The organism is Rhodococcus sp. MEB064 (assembly GCF_000834565.1).
GTDB lineage: Bacteria > Actinomycetota > Actinomycetes > Mycobacteriales > Mycobacteriaceae > Rhodococcoides.
Map to the genome: position 1 here is coordinate 1 of NZ_JXQS01000032.1, position 21,735 is coordinate 21,735.

Below are 21,735 nucleotides of genomic sequence, written 5' to 3' on the forward strand. Positions count from 1 at the left end.
GCGACTGCCGCCGCCCGCCTCGGCTACGCGGCTGGGACGCGCGCGCCCCGAGCCTGCGCGGCCGCGACCCGCCTCGCCGAGCGGCGTGCGTCGGAGATCGTCCACCGGGAGATCGAGCTGATCGGTGTCCCACTCGTCTCGCCGTCCACGACGATGCGGGCGATCGTGATCGCTCACTGCGTCGACTCCGGACCACTGCTGCGTTGCTCGGGCACCGTTGCCCCTCCCTCGTTCACACCGTCGTCGTTCCGCGCCTGCGTCAGAACACGACGACGTTCGTCGAGCCATCCTTGCAGGATCGCGACTGCCGCCGCCTGGTCGATCATCGACCGTTGGTCCTTTGCGCGGACTCCGCTGTCACGGAGACCACGCGCGGCACTCACGGTAGTCAAACGTTCGTCGGACAGGCGCACCGGCACCGACGGCAGCGCACGCTGCAGGACTCGGGCAAATCGGACGGCCAGCTTCGCTGCGGCCCCCCGTTCGCCGCGCAGCGTCCGCGGCAGCCCGACGATGATCTCGACGGCCTCGTACTCCTCGGCCAACGCCACGATGCGCTGCACGTCGTCGGAATCGGAGTGCGTCTTCGACGAGCGAGCCACGGTCTCGACGGGGGTCGCCATGGTTCCGTCGGGGTCGCAGGACGCGACACCTACTCGGACGGACCCCACGTCGACCGCCAATCGACGGCCGCGACCGGGGTCGTCCGCGCCGGGGCGGTCGGGTTCGTCACCCGTCACCGTCAGGAGTCCCCGGCGATCTCGGTGACCCGGGCCGTCAGTGCCTCGATCGCCGCGGGGATGCCCGACGCGTCCGACCCTGCGCCCTGCGCGGTGTCCGCTTTGCCACCTCCGCGCCCACCGATGCTGGGCCCGAAGGCAGCCACCAACTTCCCGGCCTCGATGCCGAGTTCCTGAGCCGCCTTGGTCGCCGAGACGACGAACGGAACCTTGCCGTCGGTGTCCCCGAACAGCGCGACCAGCGCCGGTTGCGTTCCGAAACGCCCACGGACGTCACCGACGAGGGTGCGCAGATCGGCGGCACTCACGCCGGCGGGCGCGGGTTCCGCGACGACCAGCACGGAGCCGATGCGGCGGGCCTTGTCGACGAAGGAACCGGCCGAGGACAGGACCGCGGCCGCGCGGGTCGCGTCGAGCTCCTTCTCGGCGACACGAAGTCGTTCGACGAGTGTCTCGATGCGGGCGGGCACCTCCTCGGTGGGCACCTTGAGGGACGAGGCGATGCCGGCGAGAAGCGCACGTTCCTTGGCCAGGTACTTGTAGGAGTCGAGGCCGACGAAGGCCTCGACCCGACGCACACCGGATCCGACGGACGATTCACCGAGGATCGTGACCGGGCCGATCTGCGACGAGTGCTGCACGTGGGTACCGCCGCACAGTTCCATCGAGAACGGTCCGCCGATCTCCACGACGCGTACCTCGTCGCCGTAGTTCTCCCCGAAGAGCGCCATCGCGCCCATGGCCTTGGCGTCGTCGAGGTCGGTGACGAAGGTGTTCACCGCGAAGTCCGCACCGACGGCGTCGTTGGTGACGGCCTCGATGTCGCTGCGCTGCGACTCCGACAGTGCGCCCTGGTAGGTGAAGTCGAACCGCAGGTAGCCCGGCTTGTTGAGCGATCCGGCCTGAACCGCGTTGGGCCCGAGGATCTGTCGGAGCGCGCCGTGCACCATGTGCGTTCCGGAGTGCCCCTGGGTTGCACCGCGGCGCCACTGCTGGTCGACGTGCGCGACGACGACGTCACCCTCGGTGAGCTGACCCTCGTCGACGGTCACCTTGTGCACCCAGACGGACTTCGCGATCTTCTGCACGTCGCCGACGGTGACGGAAACGCCGGGCGCGGTGAGGGTTCCGATGTCCGCGAGCTGGCCACCCGACTCCGCGTACAGCGGACTGCGATCCAGGATGACCTCGACCTTCTCCCCCGCTGCCGCGGTCGGCACCCGGACTCCCCCGGAGATGATCGCGAGAATCGTTGCCTCGGAGTCGAGTTCGTCGAAGCCGGTGAACTCCGTGGGGCCGCGGTCGACGAATTCCTTGTACACCGACAGGTCGGTGTGTGCGTGCTTGCGCGCCTGGGCGTCCGCCTTCGCGCGGTTGCGCTGCTCCGCCATGAGCGTGCGGAACCCGGCCTCGTCCACCTCGAGGCCGGCTTCCGACGCCATCTCCAGCGTGAGGTCGATGGGGAATCCGTAGGTGTCGTGCAGGACGAAGGCCTCGTCGCCGCCGATCCTGGTGCCACCCGACGCCGTGACGGCCTGAGCGGCGTTCTCGAACAGTCGCGATCCCGAGCTCAGAGTCGACAGGAATGCCCGCTCCTCGCCCACCGCGACGGACTCGATGCGGTCGAAGTCGGCGACGAGTTCCGGGTAGGACTCGGCCATCGTGTCCCGGACGACGGTGACGAACCGCGCCATCGACGGGTCCTCCGCGCCCAGCAACCGTGCGCTGCGGACGATGCGCCGCAGCAGTCGGCGCAGCACGTAGCCGCGGCCGTCGTTACCGGGAGTGACGCCGTCGGCGATGAGCATGACGGCGGTGCGGGCGTGGTCGGCGATCACGCGGAACCGGACGTCCGCCTCGTGGTTCTCTCCGTATCGACGCCCGGACAGCGCTTCCGCCTCGGTGATGACGGGCCGCACGAGGTCGGTTTCGTAGACGTTGTCGACGTCCTGCAGCAGGAACGCCACGCGCTCGACACCCATACCGGTGTCGATGTTCTTGCGCGGCAGCGGTCCGAGGATCTCGAAGTCGTCCTTGCTCGTCCCCTGTCCGCGCTCGTTCTGCATGAAGACGAGATTCCAGATCTCGATGTAGCGGTCCTCGTCCGCCTCGGGGCCACCCTCCTTGCCGAATTCGGGTCCGCGGTCGTAGTAGATCTCCGAGCAGGGGCCGCACGGGCCGGGGATTCCCATCGACCAGTAGTTGTCCGCCATGCCGCGCCGCTGGATCCGCTCCTCCGGCAGTCCGGCGACGTCCTTCCAGATCTCAATCGCCTCGTCGTCGTCGAGATACGCAGTGGCCCAGATGCGTTCGGGGTCGAAGCCGTATCCGCCGTCCTCCACGGAGGAGGTGAGCAGCGTCCAGGCGAAGCCGATGACCTCGCGCTTGAAGTAGTCACCGAACGAGAAGTTGCCGGCCATCTGGAAGAACGTGTTGTGACGCGTCGTCACGCCGACGTTCTCGATGTCGCCGGTCCGCACACACTTCTGGACGCTCGTCGCGCGGGAGAACGGCGGCGTGCGCTGGCCGAGGAAGTAGGGCACGAACTGGACCATGCCGGCATTGATGAACAGCAGATTCGGGTCGTCGAGAACCAGGGAAGCACTGGGCACGGGGGTGTGTCCCAGCTTCTCGAAATGGTCGAGGAAACGACGGCGGATCTCGTGTGTCTGCACGGATGCACCCTATCGCGCGGGCGACGTGCGATCAGGTACGCCTCGTCAGGAACCCGACGGTCGACCGCGCACGATCCGACGCAGTTTGCCCAGCCGCGTCTCGAGCTCGCGCTCGGCTCCGTGCGTCGTCGGACGGTAGTAGTCGGTGCCCACCAACTCGTCCGGCGGATATTGCTGCGTCAGGACGCCACCGGGATCGTCGTGCGGGAACTTGTATCCGACGGCACTGCCCAGCGCCGCGGCACCCGCGTAGTGGCCGTCGCGCAGATGCGGCGGCACCGCACCGGCTTTCCCAGCAGCGATGTCGGCCATCGCTGCGGACAGCGCGGAGGTGACCGCACCGGACTTGGGGGCGGTGGCCAGATGGATCGTCGCCTGCGCGAGGGCGAGACGTGCCTCGGGCATGCCGATCATCTGCACCGCCTGCGCCGCGGCGGTGGCGGCCAGGAGTGCCGTCGGGTCGGCCATACCGATGTCCTCGCTCGCGTGCACCACCAGGCGCCGCGCGATGAACCGCGGGTCCTCCCCCGCGGTGATCATCCGCGCCAGGTAGTGCATCGCCGCGTCGACGTCCGAGCCTCGGATGGATTTGATGAACGCGCTGATGACGTCGTAGTGCTGGTCACCGTCCCGGTCGTAGCGCACCGCCGCGCGGTCGACGCTCTTCTCGACCGTGTCGAGATCCACGGTCCCGCCGGGTCCGGCCGTGTCGGTGGCCGCTTCGAGTGCCGTGAGTCCGCGCCGCGCGTCGCCACCGGCGAGCCGGATCAGATGACCGATCGCCTCGTCCGTGACGGTCACCGAGCCTGCGAGTCCCCGCTCGTCCGCCAGGGCACGGGTGAGTACCTCACGGATGTCGTCGTCGGTCAGGGATCGGAGTTGGAGCACCAACGATCGGGACAGCAGCGGAGACACCACCGAGAACGACGGGTTCTCCGTCGTCGCCGCGACGAGGAGCACGATGCGATTCTCCACCGCGGCGAGCAGAGCGTCCTGCTGGGTCTTGGAGAAGCGGTGCACCTCGTCGATGAACAGCACGGTCTGCTCGTCGTTCAGCAACCGTCGACGCGCCAGGTCGATCACCGCGCGCACGTCCTTGACTCCCGCCGACAATGCCGACAGTGCTTCGAACTTGCGACCCGTGGCGCCCGAGATCAGCGACGCGAGCGTGGTCTTGCCGGTCCCCGGCGGTCCGTAGAGCATGACCGACGCGGCCCCGGAGCCCTCGACCAGGCGGCGCAGCGGAGCGCCGGGTGTCAGCAGGTGGCTCTGACCCACGACCTCGTCGAGAGTGCGCGGTCGCATCCGGACCGCGAGGGGTGTGGTCGGCCCACCTGCTCGTCGAGCCGGAGGCGCGAGGGACTCGACAGCATCTCCGTCGTACTCGGAGTCGTCGCCGAACAGGGAATCGTCGCCGGTCATGGCGCCGATCAGGACGTGGTGTCGGACCAGCGGGCGGAGAGCCCACCGACCACGGCGCCGGCGAAGTCCGCGATCTCCGCGTGCCCGACGAACCTCGCGTACTCGGACAGGATCGACCAGCGCGCGGTCAGCGCCACCGAGCGGGGCACCGACAGGTGGTGCCGACGCAGTGCCGCGTTGCGGGTGTCGTCGTCCGGGAGGAACCAGTGGGTGGTCAACCATGCCCACACCAACTGAGCGTCCAGCAGGGTGGAGTGCAGAACGTCGTCGTCGTAGAGGTGCGGCCAGATGCCCACCACCTCGGCGCGCCACGCGTCGACCATGGCCTCGGCCCGCTCGGGCGTCAGATCCAGGCGGCAGAGGCATCCGGGATACGACATCAGCGTGTAGGCGACGTCCAGGGTGGCGTCGCGGAATCCGCCCCACTCGTAGTCTAGGAAACGAACACCCTCGTCGTTGACGATGATGTTGTCCGGGCAGAGGTCCGACGGACTGAACGCGCGGTGTCCGCCCGATCCGAAGAGCTTCGCGGCACGGGTGACCGCCTCGGCGATCCGAGGCGGTACCTCGATGCCCAAGTCGGCGGACAGCATCGTCGGAACGTCGGCGACAGCGTCCGCGACCTGGTCGCTCAAGCCGTCGCGGGTATGCCCGACGCCCGCACGGCCGAGCAGTGCACCGAAGTCCTCTTCGCGGCCGAACGTGGCGGCGTGCATCCGGCCCAGCGCCTGAGCGAGAGCCATCAGGGAATTGGTGACCGACGCCGGGTCGGGATGGGCGATCAGACTGGTGAACGGCGCAGCATCTCCCAGATCGCTGAGGACGAGCAGTCGTTCCTTCAGGTCGTACGCGATGAGCGCCGGACCCGGGCGCGTGTCCGTCGCGAGCGCGGTGGCGAACTGGTACGACACCGCTTCGCGGAGGAAGGCCGTGTCGTCGCCGGCGCCCAGGCCGGTGCGGGTGACCGACTCGGTCGCACTGTCGCGAACCTGTTTGATCACCAGCGTGCGCGGAAGTTGGAACGGGTTCTCGGCGACGCGAACGCGGATGACGACCGTACGACCGCTACCACCGAGGTCGACCGGATCGACCAGCGTCACGGAAGCACCCGTGCGTCTGGTGAGGAGTTCACGTGCTGCGGCGACCGCCTCGGTCACCGGATCTGCCAACATTGCCGTCATCGATGTGCCGACCCGGCCGCGTCCAGGAGGAGCAGCAGGGTCTTTCCTCGTTTCCGTACTCGTGCCGGCCCGAGGGCCGGATGTATCAGGTGCGAACAGCGAGAGCAGAACAGTGTTCCCCACGTCGCGTTCGACGAAACAGGCTCGTCATGCGGTTTTTCGACCCTATCGCACGACCCTGACAGCAAGGTGAGTCACCGTGCGGCGGAGATCGGCGCCACGTCGACGGAGACGGAGATCCTGCTGCTCGAGGACTCCGTGTAGATGATTCCGCGCAGCGGCGGCACGTCGTCGTAATCGCGCCCCCACGCCACCGTCACGTAGCGCTCGTCGACCCATTGATCGTTGGTGGGGTCGAACGCCAGCCACTGCCCGCCCGGCATCCGCACGGAGGCCCACGCGTGCGTGGCGTCCACGCCGATCATGCGTTCCTTGCCCGGCGGCGGCTGTGTCGCGAGGTACCCGGAGACGTAGCGCACCGCGAGGCCGTGCGAGCGCAGGCATGCGGCGGCGACCCTCGCGAAGTCCTGGCACACACCCGTCCGGGCCGCGAAGACGTCGGCGACCGTCGTGGTCACCGTCGTCGATCCGGACAGGTACGTGAAGTCGCGATGGATCCGACGGTTCAGATCGAAGACCGCCTCCGCGAGGGGACGACCCGGCGTCAACGACTGCGCCGCATAGGCACGAACCTCATCGGTGATCTCGGCAGGTACCAGGTCGAGGACGAAGTCGACGTCGAGCGCGCCGTCGGCCGAGGTCGGTCGGGCGTCCTCCCACGGTCCGACGGCTCCGGCGGTGGTCAACCGGGCCGGATCGGGGGGCCGGACGCAGACCAGCGCACGTCCCGTCACGCACAGATGATCGTGATCGGTGGTGACGTGGAAATAGAGGTCCTCGTTCCCGTACAGGTCGACACCGGTCGACCTGTCGGTCGGTGTCGGCGTCACCGTCACCGACGCGTCGAGGCAGAGCTGCTCGGCCGTCGTTCGCGGAAAGATGTGGCCCCGGCCGTACGACGACGACACCACCGACGAGTAGGCGTATTCCGTGCGGTGGGTGATCGCGTACCAGCGCACATCGGGCGCGGCGGTCACGAGAGCACCCGCCCGCCGCCGCTACCCCACAGCGGCTGAGTTCCACCGGGGAGAGTCAGGTGGGCGGCGGTGATGGTTTCCGAGAGATCCAGCAGGTCGGCATGGACAGCGCGGACGACCTCGTCGAACTCCGACCGTGTGCCCGTGGCGTCGACGTCCTCGAGGTCCGCCGGATCCACTCGTCGGAGGGTGGAGACGATACGTTCGAGCGCCCGGTCGGTCTTCGACGTCCCGGTCGCGCCCGGCAGTGCCGCGAGATTCGTCGCCGCTCGCTGCACCTGGTACATCACCGACCGCGGGTTGCCGCTGTCGAACAACACGAGTTCGGCGACGGCCCCCACCTCCGGCGCGCCTCGGTACCGGCGTCGATACGTCACCGACGAGTCGGCCGCGCCCAGGACGGTCGAAAGGACGACCTGCTCGACGCCGGGTGGACGAGCTGTTCCGACGGTCTCCGCCAGCAGTGCGGTGATCTGCAGCGCGCGTTCGACGCGCTTGCCGGTGTCCATCAGGAACCAGCCCGGATCGTGGACCATCGACTCGGCCGACAGACCGGAGACTGCCGACATCGACCCGACGACGCGGCTCTGGGTCGCCCACAGGCCGGCCTCGTCGGAGGCGGACGACTGCGCGCACTCGGCCAGTGCGGTGTCGAGCCTGTTGAAGACCGCCCACGTGTCCTCACCCAGCTGGTCACGCACGGCGCGCGCGCAGGTCTGCAATGCGGCGACCGAGTGCGCGAGCGTGCCCTGCCGCCGCGGGTCCACGGTCAGCGACCGGAACTCTGCCAGCGTCCGAGCGCGTGTCGGTGCGTCGTGGAAGCCCGGTCCGGTTGCCGTGACATCGGTCAGCGCCCCGAGCACGATCCCCGACGCCACCGATCCGTCGTCCCCTGCCACCCCGCCGTCGTTCTCCCGGAAACACCGACTGGCCGCGACCAGTAACCGCCCGGTGGCTTCCGCACGCTCGCCGTATCGGCCCATCCAGTAGAGATCGTCCAGGACGCGAGGTGTGCTGACCGAATCGATGACCCGCAGCCGCCGCGTACCGATCACCCGATCCGGAATCCCGTCGACCGGGCGCGCCGGAACGGATTCCGCCGGGGCTCGCCGCTCCGAGAGCACCCAGACGTCCTTCGCCGCCGTGGTGGCCATCGGTTCGGAGAGGGGCTCGGTCACCAGTACCTGCGCGAGACCACCCGTCATCGGGGTGTATCCCACGCGTTGAGCGACGTCGAACAGTCGGATACCCACCGCAGCCGGCAACACGGCGGCGTCGTGTCGCCGATGTCCGACCGGGCCCACCGGTGACGTGGCGAGGTCGGGAATCTCCCGCGCGGCCCAGCCTCCCGGATCGGCCTGCACACGTCGGAGCAGGTCCTCGCGCGCCGTCGTGGTCAGCATGGGCCCCACGAACGACTCGTCCGACCCGACGGCGGTCACGACCAGCGAGTTGATGCGAGAGATGATGTGGGACAAGCCGACTCGATCCCCCGCCCAGTACGACGGAACGGAGTCCAGCAGCGCGTCCTCCCCCAGCAGTTCGCGACCCAGTGCCGGCAGCCGTCCCAGCAACGCGACGTTCTCCAGCACTCCGCTGCCGATGGTGTTGACGACGGTCACCGCCCCTCGGCGTGCCACCTCCAGGAGACCGACCACGCCGAGCCGGGAGTCGGGACGCAGATCCAACGGGTCGGCGTAGTCGTCGTCGACACGTCGGACCACGACGTCGACGCGGCGGAGAGTCCCGAGCGAGCGCATCCACAGCGCACCGTCGCGCACCACCAGATCGGCCGACTCGACCAGCGGGAAGCCGAGCACCGTCGCGAGGTGCGCCTGGTCGAACGCCGTCTCGGACCACACGCCGGGACTCAGCACCACCACCAGGGGGTTCTCGGCAGCTGCGGGCGCGACCTCGACAAGGGCGACCCGCATGGCGCCGACGAACGTACTCGCCGGAAGGGGCGCGATCTTCCCGAACGTGGTGGGGACCGCGCGAGCGACGATGGAGCGATCGGCCAGCGCGTATCCCGCGCCCGACGGTGCCTGGGTCCGGTCCGAGAGAACCCGGAACTCACCGTCCGCGCAGCGCGCGACGTCCGCGGCGTGGAAGAAAAGTTGATGCGGGCCGGGGATGGTGATGCCGTGCGCCGCACGCAGATACCCACGGTGACGGAACACGATCTCCGGGTCCAGCAGACCGCGCGAGAGCACCGTGCGTGCACCGTAGAGGTCGGTCAGGACCGCGTCGAGGATGCGGGAACGCTGCACCATGCCGGCCTCGAGTCGAGTCCAGTCCGCCGCCGACACGACCGTCGGGACGACGTCGAGTTCCCACCGAGATCCGGTGCGCCCGAGTTCCCCGGTGTCGTTGTAGGTGATGCCGGAGTCGTCGACCAGCCGTCCCACCCGCAGTTGGGCCTCGGCGACGGCGGCAGCGTCGAACCGGCCGCTCTCGGCCAGTGCCGACCAGCGTCGACCGAACTCGCCCCCGGCCCGGAGTTCGTCGAAGACACCGGGACGCAGATCGGCGAGATACGCCGCGAGGAGAGGATTCTCGGGCGGCCGGGGGTCCACGCGCACCGGGGACGACTCCCTCTGCTGCACCTCACGCCCCTTCTCGCCGGCACCCGCGCCGGGTCGGCGAGCTACTCGGCAGAACTTACCCTCCGGTGCGCCCTGCAGCGGACCGCCGGTGCAGTGACAGGACGAACGTGGCGGCGACGACGATCCCGACCAGGTTGATGCCCAGCTGACCCGCGGACAGCGCAGCGATCCGCCACGACCCCACGGTGGCGGCGACGACGGCGAAACCCGCAGCGGGGACCGTCGTCACGGAGATGAACACTCCCACCAGCGCCGCGGATTTCGCCGACACGAGAGCCAGCATTCCGGCAGCACCGGCGAGCAACGCGATGATGAACGAGAACGGACCCACCTGGTAGATGAAGTCGACCTGCTGCAGATCGTCGATCGAGTCGGGCGCGATCCACCCCAGCGACTCCGCGACGACGGCGCCGATCGTCGTGATCACCATGGCCGTCGGGAAACCGACGAGCAGGGCCAGCAACGACCGCCGTACCAGCGACCGCTGACGCCGCACCAGACCGACCGACAGCGCGGCCAGGGGCCCGAACTCCGGCCCGACCACCATGGCGCCGACGATCGTGACCGGTGAGTCCGTCACGACGCCGATGGCCGCCAGCAGCAACGCGATGCTGAGGAACGCGACGAACGTGACCGTGAAGGACGACTCCTCACGGGTGCGTCCGATGAGCTCGTCCCACACGATGGCGTCGTCCGGGTCGCCCGGTGCGTCCTCCTCGGCGCTCCGAGCGGCGTCCGACAGCACGGTCTCGACCGGTTGCATCGTCACCGCGCCGTCGTGGGTCAACTCGAGCGAGCGCAGACCGGACAGGACGTCGTTCGCACACTCGCGCACGACGACCGCGTCGACGACATCGCCTTCGGGCCGCACCGCGGCGCCGCGCATCACCACGATGTGCGCGACGCCCGGGGTGTCCTCGAGGACGCGCAGAACCTCGTCCGTCCGGTCGGCGGGAGTGACCACCCGAAGGTTCTGCATGCACTCTCCCTCGCACCGCGTCGGCCCGGCCCTGACGAGCCGGGCTCGAGCCTAGGTCGCGGGAGTGTCCGACGCGGGCTTCTCGCCCGATCCACCGCGAGGCACCGGCTTCGCGTCGATGCCGGACTCCTTGCGCTGCGCCGGGGTGATGGGTGCCGGTGCGTCCGTCAGCGGGTCGACGCCGCCACCGGACTTGGGGAACGCGATGACCTCACGGATGGAGTCGACCCCGGCGAGCAGTGCCGTGATGCGGTCCCACCCGAACGCGATTCCGCCGTGCGGCGGCGCGCCGAAGGCGAAGGCGTCGAGGAGGAAGCCGAACTTCTCCTGCGCCTGCTCGGCGTCGATACCCATGATCGCGAAGACGCGCTCCTGGATGTCCTTGCGGTGGATACGGATCGAACCGCCGCCGATCTCGTTGCCGTTGCAGACGATGTCGTACGCGTAGGCCAGAGCGTTGCCGGGATCGGTGTCGAAGGTGTCCATCGACTCCGGCTTGGGCGAGGTGAACGCATGGTGCACCGCGGTCCACGATCCCGAGCCGACTGCGACGTCGCCGCTGGCGGTGGCGTCGGACGTCGGCTCGAACAGCGGCGCGTCGACGATCCAGACGAAGGCCCACTCGTTCTCGTCGATGAGGCCCTGCTTGCGCGCGATCTCGCCGCGGGCGGCGCCGAGCAGTGCGCGCTGCGCCTTGGCAGGACCGGCGGCGAAGAAGACGCAATCGCCGGGCTTCGCGCCGACGTGGGCTGCGAGGCCGTCGCGCTCGGATTCCGACAGGTTCTTCGCGACGGGTCCGCCGAGCGTCCCGTCCTCCTGGATCAGGACGTACGCGAGGCCCTTGGCGCCGCGCTGCTTCGCCCAGTCCTGCCACGCGTCGAGCTGACGCCGCGGCTGCGACGCACCACCTGGCATCACCACGGCGCCCACGTAGGGCGCCTGGAACACGCGGAACGGCGTGTCTGCGAAGTACTCGGCGCACTCGACCAGCTCGACGCCGAACCGCAGATCGGGCTTGTCGGATCCGTATCGCCGCATCGCGTCGGCGTAGGTCATGCGCGGGATCGGGGTGGTGATCTCGTAGCCGATGAGGTTCCACAGCGACGTCAGGATCTCCTCGGCGAGAACGATGACGTCGTCCTGCGTCACGAAGCTCATCTCGACGTCGAGCTGGGTGAACTCGGGCTGACGGTCCGCGCGGAAGTCCTCGTCGCGGTAGCAGCGAGCGATCTGGTAGTACCGCTCGATGCCGCCGACCATCAGCAACTGCTTGAACAGCTGCGGGCTCTGCGGGAGTGCGTAGAAGCTTCCCGGCTGCAGTCGCGCGGGCACCAGGAAGTCGCGGGCACCCTCGGGGGTCGAGCGTGTCAGCGTGGGCGTCTCGACCTCGACGAACTCGTGGTGGGCCAGGACGGACCGTGCCGCGGCGTTGACCTTCGACCGCAGTCGAATCGCGTGACCGGGTCCGGCGCGACGCAGGTCCAGGTAGCGATACTTGAGCCGCGCTTCCTCGCCCGGAGTCTCGTCCAGCTGGAACGGCAGCGGCGCGCTCTCGCCCAGCACCTCGAGCTCGGTCACGTTCACCTCGACGGCGCCCGTCTGGATCTCGTGGTTCTGGTTGCCCTCGGGGCGGAGCTCGACGATGCCGGTGATCTTGACGCAGAACTCCGACCGCAGGCGGTGCGACTGCTCGGCCGCCGGACCGTCGCGGAACACGGCCTGGACCACTCCGGAGGCGTCACGCAGGTCGATGAAGATGACTCCGCCGTGATCGCGCCGACGAGCGACCCAACCGGTCAGGGTGACGTGTCGGTCCGCGTGCTCGGCTCGAAGCGAACCGGCGAGGTGCGTGCGCAGCACAGGAGTCCTTCCAGAAGTAGACGAATACAGCTGGTGATCCTACGGACCATCCGGGCTCGTCCCGACGCCGGTAAGAAACAGCGATGTGTGGGTAGTGCTGCCGTGCGAAGCTGTGTGCCGCACACGCCTGACGAAAGTGGTGACCCATGACGTTCGACCCCAACGCTCGGATCGACTCCTCGCGAGTCTCGAGAAGCTCCGGGGGCCGAGGAAAGGGAATCGCCGTCGGCGGTGGTCTCGGTGGCATCGTGCTCGTCGTCATCACGTTGTTGCTCGGTGGCGACCCCTCGTCGGTGATCGGCCAACTGGGCGGCGGCGAATCCGCCTCGCCGGAGCAGGGCGTCGGAACCATCGAGAACTGCGAGACCGGAACCGACGCCAACGCGAACGTCGACTGCCGCGTCACCGCGACGGTGAACAGCCTCGATCAGGTGTGGGACGCGGAGCTCGCTACCCAGACCGGAGTCGCGTACCAGCAGCCGGAGGTCCGCGTGTTCACCGGCTCGGTGGACACCGGCTGCGGTAACGCGACATCCGACGTCGGCCCGTTCTACTGCCCCGCCGACTCCACCGCGTACTTCGACACCGGCTTCTTCCAGGTGCTCGTCGACCAGTTCGGCTCCAGCGGTGGACCTCTCGCGCAGGAGTACGTGGTGGCCCACGAATTCGGCCACCACATCCAGAACCAACTCGGCGACATCGGACGGGCACAGGCCGATCCGAACGGTCCCGAGTCCGGCGCCGTCCGCACCGAACTGCAGGCCGACTGCTACGCCGGCATCTGGGCCAACTACGCGGACGACCTGCCCGCTCCCGGCTCGAGCGAACCGCTCCTCGAACCGCTGACGGAGCAGGACGTGTCCGACGCGCTGTCGGCGGCGTCGTCCGTCGGTGACGACAGGATCCAGCAGGCCTCGACCGGGCGGGTGAACCCCGAGGGCTGGACCCACGGGTCGTCCGAGCAGCGTCAGGCATGGTTCAGCGCGGGCTACCGCACCGGCCAGGTCGCAGCCTGCAACACCTACGACGCCTCGGATCTGAACAACCCGTCGTCCGTGCGCTGATGTCCTCGCGGTCCACGCTCCCCGTCTGCGTGACGTGTGGAGTGCAATTCGACGTCGTCGACCCTAACGAGTGCCCGGTGTGCACCGACGAACGGCAGTACGTCGGCGCCGACGGTCAGCAGTGGACGACGGTTCACCGACTTCTCGACACGCACCGCACCGTGGTTCGTGAGGAGACACCCGGCTTGTGGGGCGTGGGAACGGAACCGTCGTTCGCCATCGGTCAGCGCGCCCTGATCGTTCCGGGCGACGGCGGAAACGTGTTGTGGGACTGCGTCTCCACGATCGACGATGCAGCGATCGACCGCATCCGTGAGCTCGGCGGGGTATCGGCGATAGCGGTGTCGCACCCGCACTACTACAGCGCCATGATCGAGTGGAGCGAGGCGTTCGGTGGAGTACCCGTCTACATCCACGAGTCGGACAAGCGCTGGCTGCCGCGCGACGGCAACGTCAGGACGTGGAGCGGGGACACCCTCGAGATTCTCCCCGGCAGAACGCTGATCAACACCCGCGTGCATTTCGCCGGAGGATCGGTCCTGCGGTGGGCAGACACGGACGGTCGTGGCGCGCTCTGCACGGGAGACATCATCGCTGTTGCCGCGGACCGACGGTGGGTGTCGTTCATGTACAGCTACCCGAACATGATCCCGGAACATCCCGACACGGTCCGGCGCACGGTGGCGCTGCTGAAGGACGTTCCGTTCGAGCGCATCTACGGCGCGTGGTGGGGGAAGGTCGTCGAGCAGGATGCGCACGGCGCCGTGGTCCGATCCGCTCGTCGGTATCTCGAACACATCGGGGTCGCGCCGGGCTTCTGACCGAAGCGGAGTCAGAACAGGGTCATGGCAGGCTCCGGCGTGCTCTCGACGGGCGCGGTCGACCGCACGGCGTGAACCGCCATCGGGTCGAGACCGAGCAGAGAGTGCTTCTCCCGCAAGGGTTCCACCTTGCCGCGGAGCCACGCTTTGTACTCGGGGCTGACGTACGCGCCCCGTCCGTACAGCACGCGGTAGCGACGCACGAGGGCCGGATGGTTCTCGGCGAGCCAGCCCATGAACCACTCCTTCGTGCTCGAGCGCAGATGCATCGGCAGCGCTGTCACGCCCGTCGCTCCCGCTGCCTGCAGGGCCCCCATCAACGCGTCGAGGTGCTTCGGACTGTCGGTCAGGAACGGGATGACGGGGGCGATCAGAACATGACACGGTAGGCCGGCGTCGGTGACGGCGCGGATGAGGTCGAGCCGAGCGCGCGGCGACGGAGCCCCCGGTTCCAGCGACTTCTGCAGTTCCTCGTCGTGGAACGCCAGGCTGATGCTGACCTGGACGTTCACCTTCGTCGCGGCCAGGGTGAGCAACGGGAGATCACGCCGCAACAACGTTCCCTTGGTGAGTATCGAGAACGAGGTACCGGACTCGGTGAGCGCTCGGATGATGCCGGGCATCAGCTCGTACCGTCCCTCCGCCCGTTGATAGGGATCGGTGTTGGTACCCAATGCCACCGGTTCCCGCTTCCACGACGCGCGTGCCAGTTCCTTGCGCAGGACGGAGACGATGTTCGTCTTCACCACGATCTGGGAGTCGAAATCCCGCCCCGCGTCCAGATCGAGGTACTCGTGCGTCGGACGCGCGAAGCAGTAGCGGCACGCGTGCGAGCAGCCGCGCGCCGGGTTGATGGTCCACCTGGCCGGCAGCGCCGACTCGTCCGGAACGCGGTTCAGTGCGCTCTTGCACAGCACCTCGTGGAACGTCACCCCGTCGAACTCGGGTGTCCGGACCGTGCGGATCAGCCCCGCCTTCACCAGGCCGGTGCGTTCGAGACCCGGGAGCGCCCCGTCGGGCGCGTCGAGTGTCTGGCCGTCCCACCTCACGAACCCTCCCATCCCCGAGCCCACCGGAGCCGCGGTCGTCATCGAACACGTGGTCGAATTCGGCTCCCGCCCACAGTCGAACATACGTTCTAGTAGAGTGTCAACTCATGGTGCAACTACCGACTCCCCCGTCCGTCGCGGACGGCGCCGTCAGTGCGGACGTCGTGGAATGGGTGGCGGAGCATCTCGGTGATCTGACGCGGGAAGGGCCGGCCGGCGTCCGCGCGGGCGGTATGAGGGCGGTCAGACGGCGGCCGATGCTGCGTTGGCCGGCCTCGACATCGCCGGCTATGCGCGCTCGCGCAGCACCGTCCTTCCGGAGTCGCGGCGCGGCGCCAGCCGGATGTCCCCGTACATCCGTCACGGCCTGCTGTCGCTCCGCGAGGTGTGGGATCGCGTCGAGGACGCTGCCGGGCGCGACCGCTCCCGCTACCGCGACGAGTTGATGTGGCAGGAGTACGCGCGACACCTGTACGCCCGCGTCGGCACCGACCTCGGGCAGTCGCTCACCCGCGAACAACCCTTCGCCTCGGGCGGCGACGTTCGAGCCGACGATCCCTGGCCCACCGAGATGAACTGCATGTCGTCGGTGACGACCGAACTGCACGACGACGGCTGGCTGGTCAATCAGACACGCATGTGGCTGGCGTCGCAGTGGGCCGTCCGGGCGGGAGCAACCTGGCGTGACGGTGAGGACGAGATGTTCGCGCACCTGCTCGACGGTTCTCGCGCCGCCAACCGCCTCGGCTGGCAGTGGACAGTCGGAACCGGGAGCGGCAAGGTGTACGGCTTCAGTCGGTGGCAGGTCGAGAAGCGCGCCCCCGCCCTCTGTCGCGGGTGCGCACTCGCCTCGGCGTGCCCGATCCAGGACTGGCCGAGCGCGGAACTCGGCCCCTCGGTCGACGGTCCCGATCTGACCACGGCGGATATCCCCGCCGGTCCCGCGGAGGCGAGCGGTAGTGCCGCCGAGCAGGTCTGGTTGACCGCCGAATCGCTCGGCACCTCCGATCCGGCACTGTCGGCCGACGAGTCGAGGCCGGCAGTCTTCGTCTTCGACGAACCCCTTCTGCGACGGCTCTCGTTGTCGGGTAAGAGACTGGTGTTCCTGGCCGAGACGTTGGGTGAACTGGGCGCCATCCGCGACCTCGAGGTTCGCCGCGGGGTCGTCTCGGAGGAGCTTGCAGGCAGGAGCCTGGCTGCCACCTACGCGCCGGTGCCCGGCTGGGCGCGCATCGCCCGCACACTCGAGCCCGTCGAAGTCCATCCCTGGCCGTGGTTGGTCCGACCCGGCCGGTCGTCCGTGCGGTCGTTCAGCGCGTGGCGCCGTGGGCATTCCGATCCGCTACCGTCGACCGCGTGACCGAACCTCTTCCCACGCACGAGTCGTCCGATCCCACTCTGCCGACGCTCGAACCTCTGTTCCGCATCGTGGTTCGGACGTCCGACACGGTCCATCTCGGCGACACGCAGTCGGTGGCGACTGTGGTCGGCGGCGTGCTCAGCGGGCCCGGTCTCGAGGCCGTCGTCCGCCCGAGCGGCGCGGAACACGTCCGGGTCCGCGCGGACGGCTCCGCGGCCTACGAGATCGACCTTCTCGCGGATGTCGACACCGACGACGAGAGTGCTGTCGTCCGTCTGACGCTGACCGGCATCCGCTTCGGGTCCGCGGAGGTCACGGAGGCACTCGACCGGGGTGAGGACGTCGACACCGCGCTGTACTACTTCCGCGGAACGCTGGCCGTCTCGACGTCGATCCGCTCGCTCGCCTACCTGAACAGGGCCGTCGTCGTGACCTCGGGTTCCCGACGCGGTACGGACACGATCGTCGACGCGTTCCTCGTCACCTAGGCCGCGCGATGACGACGACCGGCGCCGGGCGCCCCCGGCTCACCACCCGCAAACGGCCCGGTGCCACGGCGCGGGAGGAGATCCTCGACGCCGCCGCGGAGCTGTTCACCACTCGGGGGTTCACCAGCACCTCGACCAGGATGATCGCGGACGCGGTGGGCGTCCGCCAGGCGTCGCTGTACCACCACTTCGCCACCAAGGACGACATGCTGGCCGCCCTGCTGGTCGGCACGGTGGATGCACCTCTCGCCTGCGCGGTGGCGCTTCGCGACGTCACGGTCGACGCCCCCACCGCCCTGTATGCGTTGGTGTGGTTCGACGCCGGCCAACTGATGACGTCGCGATGGAATCTCGGCGCGTTGTACCTGATCCCGGAACTGCGGACGGAGCGCTTCGAACACTTCCGGGCTCGGCGTATCGATCTGATGGCGCTGTATGCGGAATTCTCGCGCGCCGCCCTCGAGTCGATCGGCACCGTCGAGGCGGCCGACGACACCGTTCGACTGCCGTTCCGCATCGTCGAAACGGTGATCAACGCTCGGTCGGATCTCGAATCCCAGTCCGCCGAGGTGGTGGCGACACCCGACGCCATTGCCGACGCGGCAGTTCGAGTGCTGGGGTGGCGGGACCCCACGACCACGCTCAACTCACGTGCCCGCGACGTGCTCTCGAACATGTCCGCGTAGCGCGGTCAGGCTGTCAGCGCCGCGACCTCGGCATCGGTGAGGACGGTGGCGGGAGCCCGACCGGACTCCCGCACCACACCGATCGCACGGAACAGCGGCCGCTCCAGCAGCCCGGCTTCCCGTGCCTCCGCGCGCAATTGGGTCACCAGCACCGATGACACGGCGAGCGCGGAGGCCAGCGCCGAGCGGGACAACGCGTCGGCAAGTGCCCGGAGCGCGATCGGCTGGAGTTCACGTCCACCGTCGTCGGTGTACATCGCGACGCCGACGGTGACGTCGCCGGACGAGTCGCCGACGCGCAGCAGCACCTGGCTCACCCGGGCGACCCGCACGATGATCTCGACCCTGGTGGCGTCGGACATGTTGACCCGTCGTACGCGCAGCGCTCCCCGCCTGCTCACCACGCCGTGGTCGATCCAGACACGGCGCCGTCCGCCCGACACCACCGCGAACGCGGCCGTGGCGACCAGTGCGATGCCCAGCACCACTCCGACGACGGGATTGATGAGGAACGCCGCCACGGCACCGAGCACGGCGCCGACCAGCGCGAAGACGGCGCCCGCCACGCGCAGTCTGGGCACGATGAGCTCGGTGGGCACCAGATCCAGTGCCACCACGCCGCGATCGACCATGACTACCTCACTCCGACAACGTTGCCCGTACGCGGGCGACGACCTCCGACAGCGGGACCGACGTCTGCGAACCCGTGGACAGGTCCTTGACGCCGATCTCCTCCGATTCGAGGTCACGATCTCCGAGGACGAGGGCGATCCGTGCACCCGAACGGTCGGCGCCCTTCATGGCGCCCTTCATCCCGCGGTCGCCGTAGGACAGGTCGACCCTGATGCCCTCGGCGCGCAGCTGATGCGCGATGACGGACAACCGCAGCTTCGCGTCGGCACCCATGGGAACCCCGTAGACATCGCACCGCGCTGTGGACGCAGGTGACACCCCTTCCGCAGCCAGGGCGAGGACCGTGCGATCGACTCCCAGACCGAAGCCGATACCCGACAACGGTTGTCCGCCGAGTTGCGCCATCAGGCCGTCGTAACGGCCGCCGCCACCGATACCGGACTGAGCGCCCAGGCCGTCGTGCACGAACTCGAAGGTGGTCTTCGTGTAGTAGTCGAGGCCACGCACCATGCGGGGATTGACGACGTACGGCACGCCCATCGCGTCGAGGTGCGCGCGGACGGTGGCGAAGTGCTCGTTCGCCGACTCCGAGAGGTGGTTCATCATCAGGGGCGCGTCGGCGGTCATCTCCCGCACGTGCGGGCGTTTGTCGTCGAGCACTCGCAACGGGTTGATCTCGGCCCGGCGCCGGGTCTCCTCGTCGAGAGGGAGGTCGAACAGGAACTGCTGCAACAGCTCTCGGTACTGCGGACGGCAGGTGTCGTCGCCGAGAGAAGTGATCTCGAGCCGGAAACCGGTGAGACCGAGGCTGCGGAATCCGGCGTCGGCGATCGCGATGACCTCCGCGTCGAGGGCGGGGTCGTCGACACCGATCGCCTCGACGCCGACCTGCTGGAGCTGACGGTACCGGCCGGCCTGGGGTCGCTCGTAGCGGAAGAAGGGCCCGGAGTAGCTCACCTTGACCGGCAGAGCGCCGCGATCGAGGCTGTGCTCGATGACTGCTCGCATCACGCCGGCGGTGCCTTCCGGGCGAAGCGTCACACTGCGGTCACCCTTGTCCGCGAAGGTGTACATCTCCTTGCTGACCACGTCGGTCGATTCACCGACGCCGCGCGCGAACAGCGCGGTGTCCTCGAAGATCGGCAACTCGATGTGGCCGTACCCGGCCGCCCGGGCAGCAGCGGTCAGGCCGTCCCGCACGGCGAGGAAGGTCGCCGAGTCGGGCGGCAGGTAGTCCGGGACACCCTTGGGGGCTGCGAAGGGGTGGAACTTCGTGCCGTCGGCGCTCATCGGGCACCGCCGAGGCCGGTCAGGAACGGATTGCCGGCCCGCTCGGCGCCGATGCTCGTGGTCTCGCCGTGACCGGGCAGGACGGTGGTCTCGTCGTCGAGGCACAGCAAGGACGTCTCGATGGACGCGAGGAGCTGTTCGTGGTTTCCGCCGGGGAGATCGGACCGACCGATGGACCCGGCGAACAGGGTGTCCCCGGAGAAAATCGCCCGGTGCTCTCCGGTATGCACGCCGAACACCACCGATCCACGGGTGTGACCGGGAGTGTGGGACACCGTGATGTCGATCCCGGCCACGGACAGCTGATCGTCGTGGGCCAGTTCGATGACCGACGCAGGTTCCTCGAAGGTCGAATTCGCGATCAAGGGAGCGAGCACCGGGCCGATTCCCGAGGCCGGGTCCGTGAGCATGTGACGGTCGTCCGGATGGACGTACAACGGAATGTCGAACTTCGCGCACACCGGCGTGGCGTCCCACATGTGGTCGAGGTGGCCGTGGGTCAGCAGCACCGCGACAGGTACTAGTCCGGCCTCGTCCAGGAACGAGTAGAGCGGCGCGGCCGCTTCCTGGCCAGGGTCGACGACGAAGCATTCGGCCGAGTCGTCCAAGGACACGACATAGCAGTTCGTCTGGAACATGCCGGCGGGGAATCCGGTGACACGCACAGTGAAGGACTCCTCAGGAGTGATCGGGAGAAAACACCAGACTAGGTGGTCACCGTCACGGGACGACAATCCGGGCGAGAAGCCGGTGACCGGGTCAGGACGCTCTCAGGAAAGCCTGGCACACTTTTGCTGCTCACCCGCTCCAGCGAGAAGAGGAACGCCAACCGTGCCGACGAACGAACAACGACGTGAAGCTGCCAAGCGGAAGCTCGAACGCCAGCTCGAATCCCGAGCAGCGCGCGCTCGCCGACGCAAGCAGACCACCATCGCCGCCGCGGTCATCGGACTCGTGGTCGTGATCGGTGGCGTCGCGATCGCCGTAGGTGTGACCCGCGGAGGGGACGACGCGGTCGAAGCTGCCGATGCGCCTACCAGCGAGTCGTCGACTCCCGAAGGCATGCTGCCCGCCGGGAGGTCGGAGCCTCTGCCCGAGACCGTGACCTGCGCCTACCCTGCCGGCGGCCAGGCTGCGAAGCCCGCGAACGCCCCGCAGACCGAGAACGTGCCGACGACGAACGAGAACGTCAGCGTCAGCATGGACACCAGCCAGGGCCCGATCGGGTTGTCCCTGAACGCCGCCGAGGCGCCCTGCACCGTCAACAGCTTCGCATCGCTGGCGGGTCAGACGTACTACGACAACACGCCGTGCCATCGACTCACCACCGCGGACAGTCTGAAGGTCCTGCAATGCGGTGACCCCACGGGCGCCGGAACCGGTGGTCCCGGGTACCAGTACGCCAACGAGTTCCCCACCGATCAGTACGCCGACGACCCGTCCGCGCTCCAGTCCCCCGTTCTGTACCCGCGGGGAACGATCGCCATGGCCAATGCCGGTGCCGACACCAACGGCAGCCAGTTCTTCCTGGTCTACGGCGACTCCCAGTTGCCGCCGAACTACACCGTCTTCGGCACCATCGACGAAGCCGGGCTGGCGACGCTGGACAAGATCGCCGCTGCCGGAGTCGAGGGTGGCGCCCAGGACGGCGCTCCCGCGCTTCCCACGACCCTGAACACGGTCCAGCTCGACCTGGTCTGACCGCTCACCCTCGCACCCCCCCGCGAGTACGCCGACAGTGTCGTGATTCCGTACGGGATCACGACACTGTGGACGTACTCGCG

At 68.6% G+C, this 21,735-nt stretch carries 18 protein-coding genes; 6 read left to right on the forward strand and 12 right to left on the reverse strand.

The features are described 5' to 3' along the window. Window positions 1–173 precede the first annotated feature (173 nt). From ruvX to aspS, 8 genes are all read right to left on the reverse strand, one after another. Entirely contained in the window at window positions 174–746 is a 573-nt protein-coding gene (gene ruvX / locus RU01_RS14995) for a Holliday junction resolvase RuvX (protein ID WP_156148937.1), read from the reverse strand. Continuing rightward, window positions 743–3,415 carry an alanine--tRNA ligase gene (gene alaS / locus RU01_RS15000; RefSeq protein WP_042575385.1) on the reverse strand — a complete coding sequence of 891 codons (2,673 nt, stop codon included), beginning with the start codon at window positions 3,413–3,415 and terminating at the stop codon, window positions 743–745. Before alaS ends, ruvX begins: the two co-directional genes overlap by 4 nt. A 45-nt stretch (window positions 3,416–3,460) precedes the next feature. Then, a complete protein-coding gene (locus tag RU01_RS15005; RefSeq protein WP_042575386.1) occupies window positions 3,461–4,837 on the reverse strand; it encodes a replication-associated recombination protein A in 1,377 nt (458 codons plus the stop codon). Between the two features lie 8 nt (window positions 4,838–4,845). Further along, complete coding sequence (locus RU01_RS15010; protein WP_042575387.1) at window positions 4,846–6,018, reverse strand: phosphotransferase family protein; 1,173 nt, start codon at window positions 6,016–6,018, stop codon at window positions 4,846–4,848. A gap of 194 nt (window positions 6,019–6,212) precedes the next feature. Further along, a complete protein-coding gene (locus RU01_RS15015; protein WP_042575388.1) occupies window positions 6,213–7,115 on the reverse strand; it encodes a transglutaminase family protein in 903 nt (300 codons plus the stop codon). Continuing rightward, complete coding sequence (locus RU01_RS15020; protein WP_156148938.1) at window positions 7,112–9,721, reverse strand: circularly permuted type 2 ATP-grasp protein; 2,610 nt, start codon at window positions 9,719–9,721, stop codon at window positions 7,112–7,114. The genes RU01_RS15015 and RU01_RS15020 overlap by 4 nt, the downstream gene beginning before the upstream one ends. A 55-nt stretch (window positions 9,722–9,776) precedes the next feature. Continuing rightward, window positions 9,777–10,700: a DUF389 domain-containing protein gene (locus RU01_RS15025; protein WP_042575389.1), complete on the reverse strand. Its 924-nt coding sequence runs from the start codon at window positions 10,698–10,700 to the stop codon at window positions 9,777–9,779. Window positions 10,701–10,751: 51 nt separating this feature from the next. Next, window positions 10,752–12,560, reverse strand: coding sequence for an aspartate--tRNA ligase (aspS, locus tag RU01_RS15030; protein WP_042575390.1), 1,809 nt, complete (start codon window positions 12,558–12,560; stop codon window positions 10,752–10,754). Between the two features lie 146 nt (window positions 12,561–12,706). Here aspS and ypfJ point away from each other — a divergent pair, with 146 nt between their 5' ends. Further along, window positions 12,707–13,624, forward strand: coding sequence for a KPN_02809 family neutral zinc metallopeptidase (ypfJ, locus tag RU01_RS15035; protein ID WP_042575391.1), 918 nt, complete (start codon window positions 12,707–12,709; stop codon window positions 13,622–13,624). Between the two features lie 77 nt (window positions 13,625–13,701). After that, window positions 13,702–14,445 carry an MBL fold metallo-hydrolase gene (locus tag RU01_RS15040; RefSeq protein ID WP_231568730.1) on the forward strand — a complete coding sequence of 248 codons (744 nt, stop codon included), beginning with the start codon at window positions 13,702–13,704 and terminating at the stop codon, window positions 14,443–14,445. Between the two features lie 11 nt (window positions 14,446–14,456). Here the strand turns inward: RU01_RS15040 and RU01_RS15045 are convergent, their stop codons facing one another. Further along, window positions 14,457–15,494 (reverse strand): Rv2578c family radical SAM protein, encoded by a 1,038-nt coding sequence (locus tag RU01_RS15045; RefSeq protein WP_082043147.1) that lies wholly within the window; start codon window positions 15,492–15,494, stop codon window positions 14,457–14,459. A 265-nt stretch (window positions 15,495–15,759) separates the two neighbouring features. Between RU01_RS15045 and RU01_RS15050 the strand changes: the two genes are divergently transcribed. Genes RU01_RS15050 through RU01_RS15060 form a run of 3 tightly spaced genes read left to right on the forward strand, consistent with a single transcriptional unit; the run spans window position 15,760 to window position 18,028 of the window. Continuing rightward, window positions 15,760–16,854, forward strand: a complete 1,095-nt coding sequence (locus RU01_RS15050) for an FAD-binding domain-containing protein (RefSeq protein WP_197074788.1) — start codon at window positions 15,760–15,762, stop codon at window positions 16,852–16,854. After that, window positions 16,851–17,342 carry a DUF3237 domain-containing protein gene (locus tag RU01_RS15055; RefSeq protein WP_052493301.1) on the forward strand — a complete coding sequence of 164 codons (492 nt, stop codon included), beginning with the start codon at window positions 16,851–16,853 and terminating at the stop codon, window positions 17,340–17,342. The genes RU01_RS15050 and RU01_RS15055 overlap by 4 nt, the downstream gene beginning before the upstream one ends. Before the next feature lie 8 nt (window positions 17,343–17,350). Further along, window positions 17,351–18,028 carry a TetR/AcrR family transcriptional regulator gene (locus RU01_RS15060; protein ID WP_042575393.1) on the forward strand — a complete coding sequence of 226 codons (678 nt, stop codon included), beginning with the start codon at window positions 17,351–17,353 and terminating at the stop codon, window positions 18,026–18,028. A gap of 5 nt (window positions 18,029–18,033) precedes the next feature. Here RU01_RS15060 and RU01_RS15065 read toward each other — a convergent pair whose 3' ends face one another. The 3 genes from RU01_RS15065 to RU01_RS15075 are packed head-to-tail and all read right to left on the reverse strand — an operon-like array spanning window position 18,034 to window position 20,616. Further along, a complete protein-coding gene (locus RU01_RS15065) occupies window positions 18,034–18,660 on the reverse strand; it encodes a hypothetical protein (protein ID WP_042575394.1) in 627 nt (208 codons plus the stop codon). 7 nt (window positions 18,661–18,667) lie between these two features. Beyond that, window positions 18,668–19,951: a histidine--tRNA ligase gene (hisS, locus tag RU01_RS15070; RefSeq protein ID WP_042575395.1), complete on the reverse strand. Its 1,284-nt coding sequence runs from the start codon at window positions 19,949–19,951 to the stop codon at window positions 18,668–18,670. Then, window positions 19,948–20,616, reverse strand: coding sequence for an MBL fold metallo-hydrolase (locus tag RU01_RS15075; RefSeq protein WP_042575396.1), 669 nt, complete (start codon window positions 20,614–20,616; stop codon window positions 19,948–19,950). The genes hisS and RU01_RS15075 overlap by 4 nt, the downstream gene beginning before the upstream one ends. 166 nt (window positions 20,617–20,782) lie before the next feature. Here RU01_RS15075 and RU01_RS15080 point away from each other — a divergent pair, with 166 nt between their 5' ends. Next, on the forward strand, window positions 20,783–21,652 hold the full coding sequence (locus tag RU01_RS15080; RefSeq protein ID WP_042575397.1) for a peptidylprolyl isomerase: 870 nt from the start codon (window positions 20,783–20,785) through the stop codon (window positions 21,650–21,652). Window positions 21,653–21,735 lie beyond the last annotated feature (83 nt).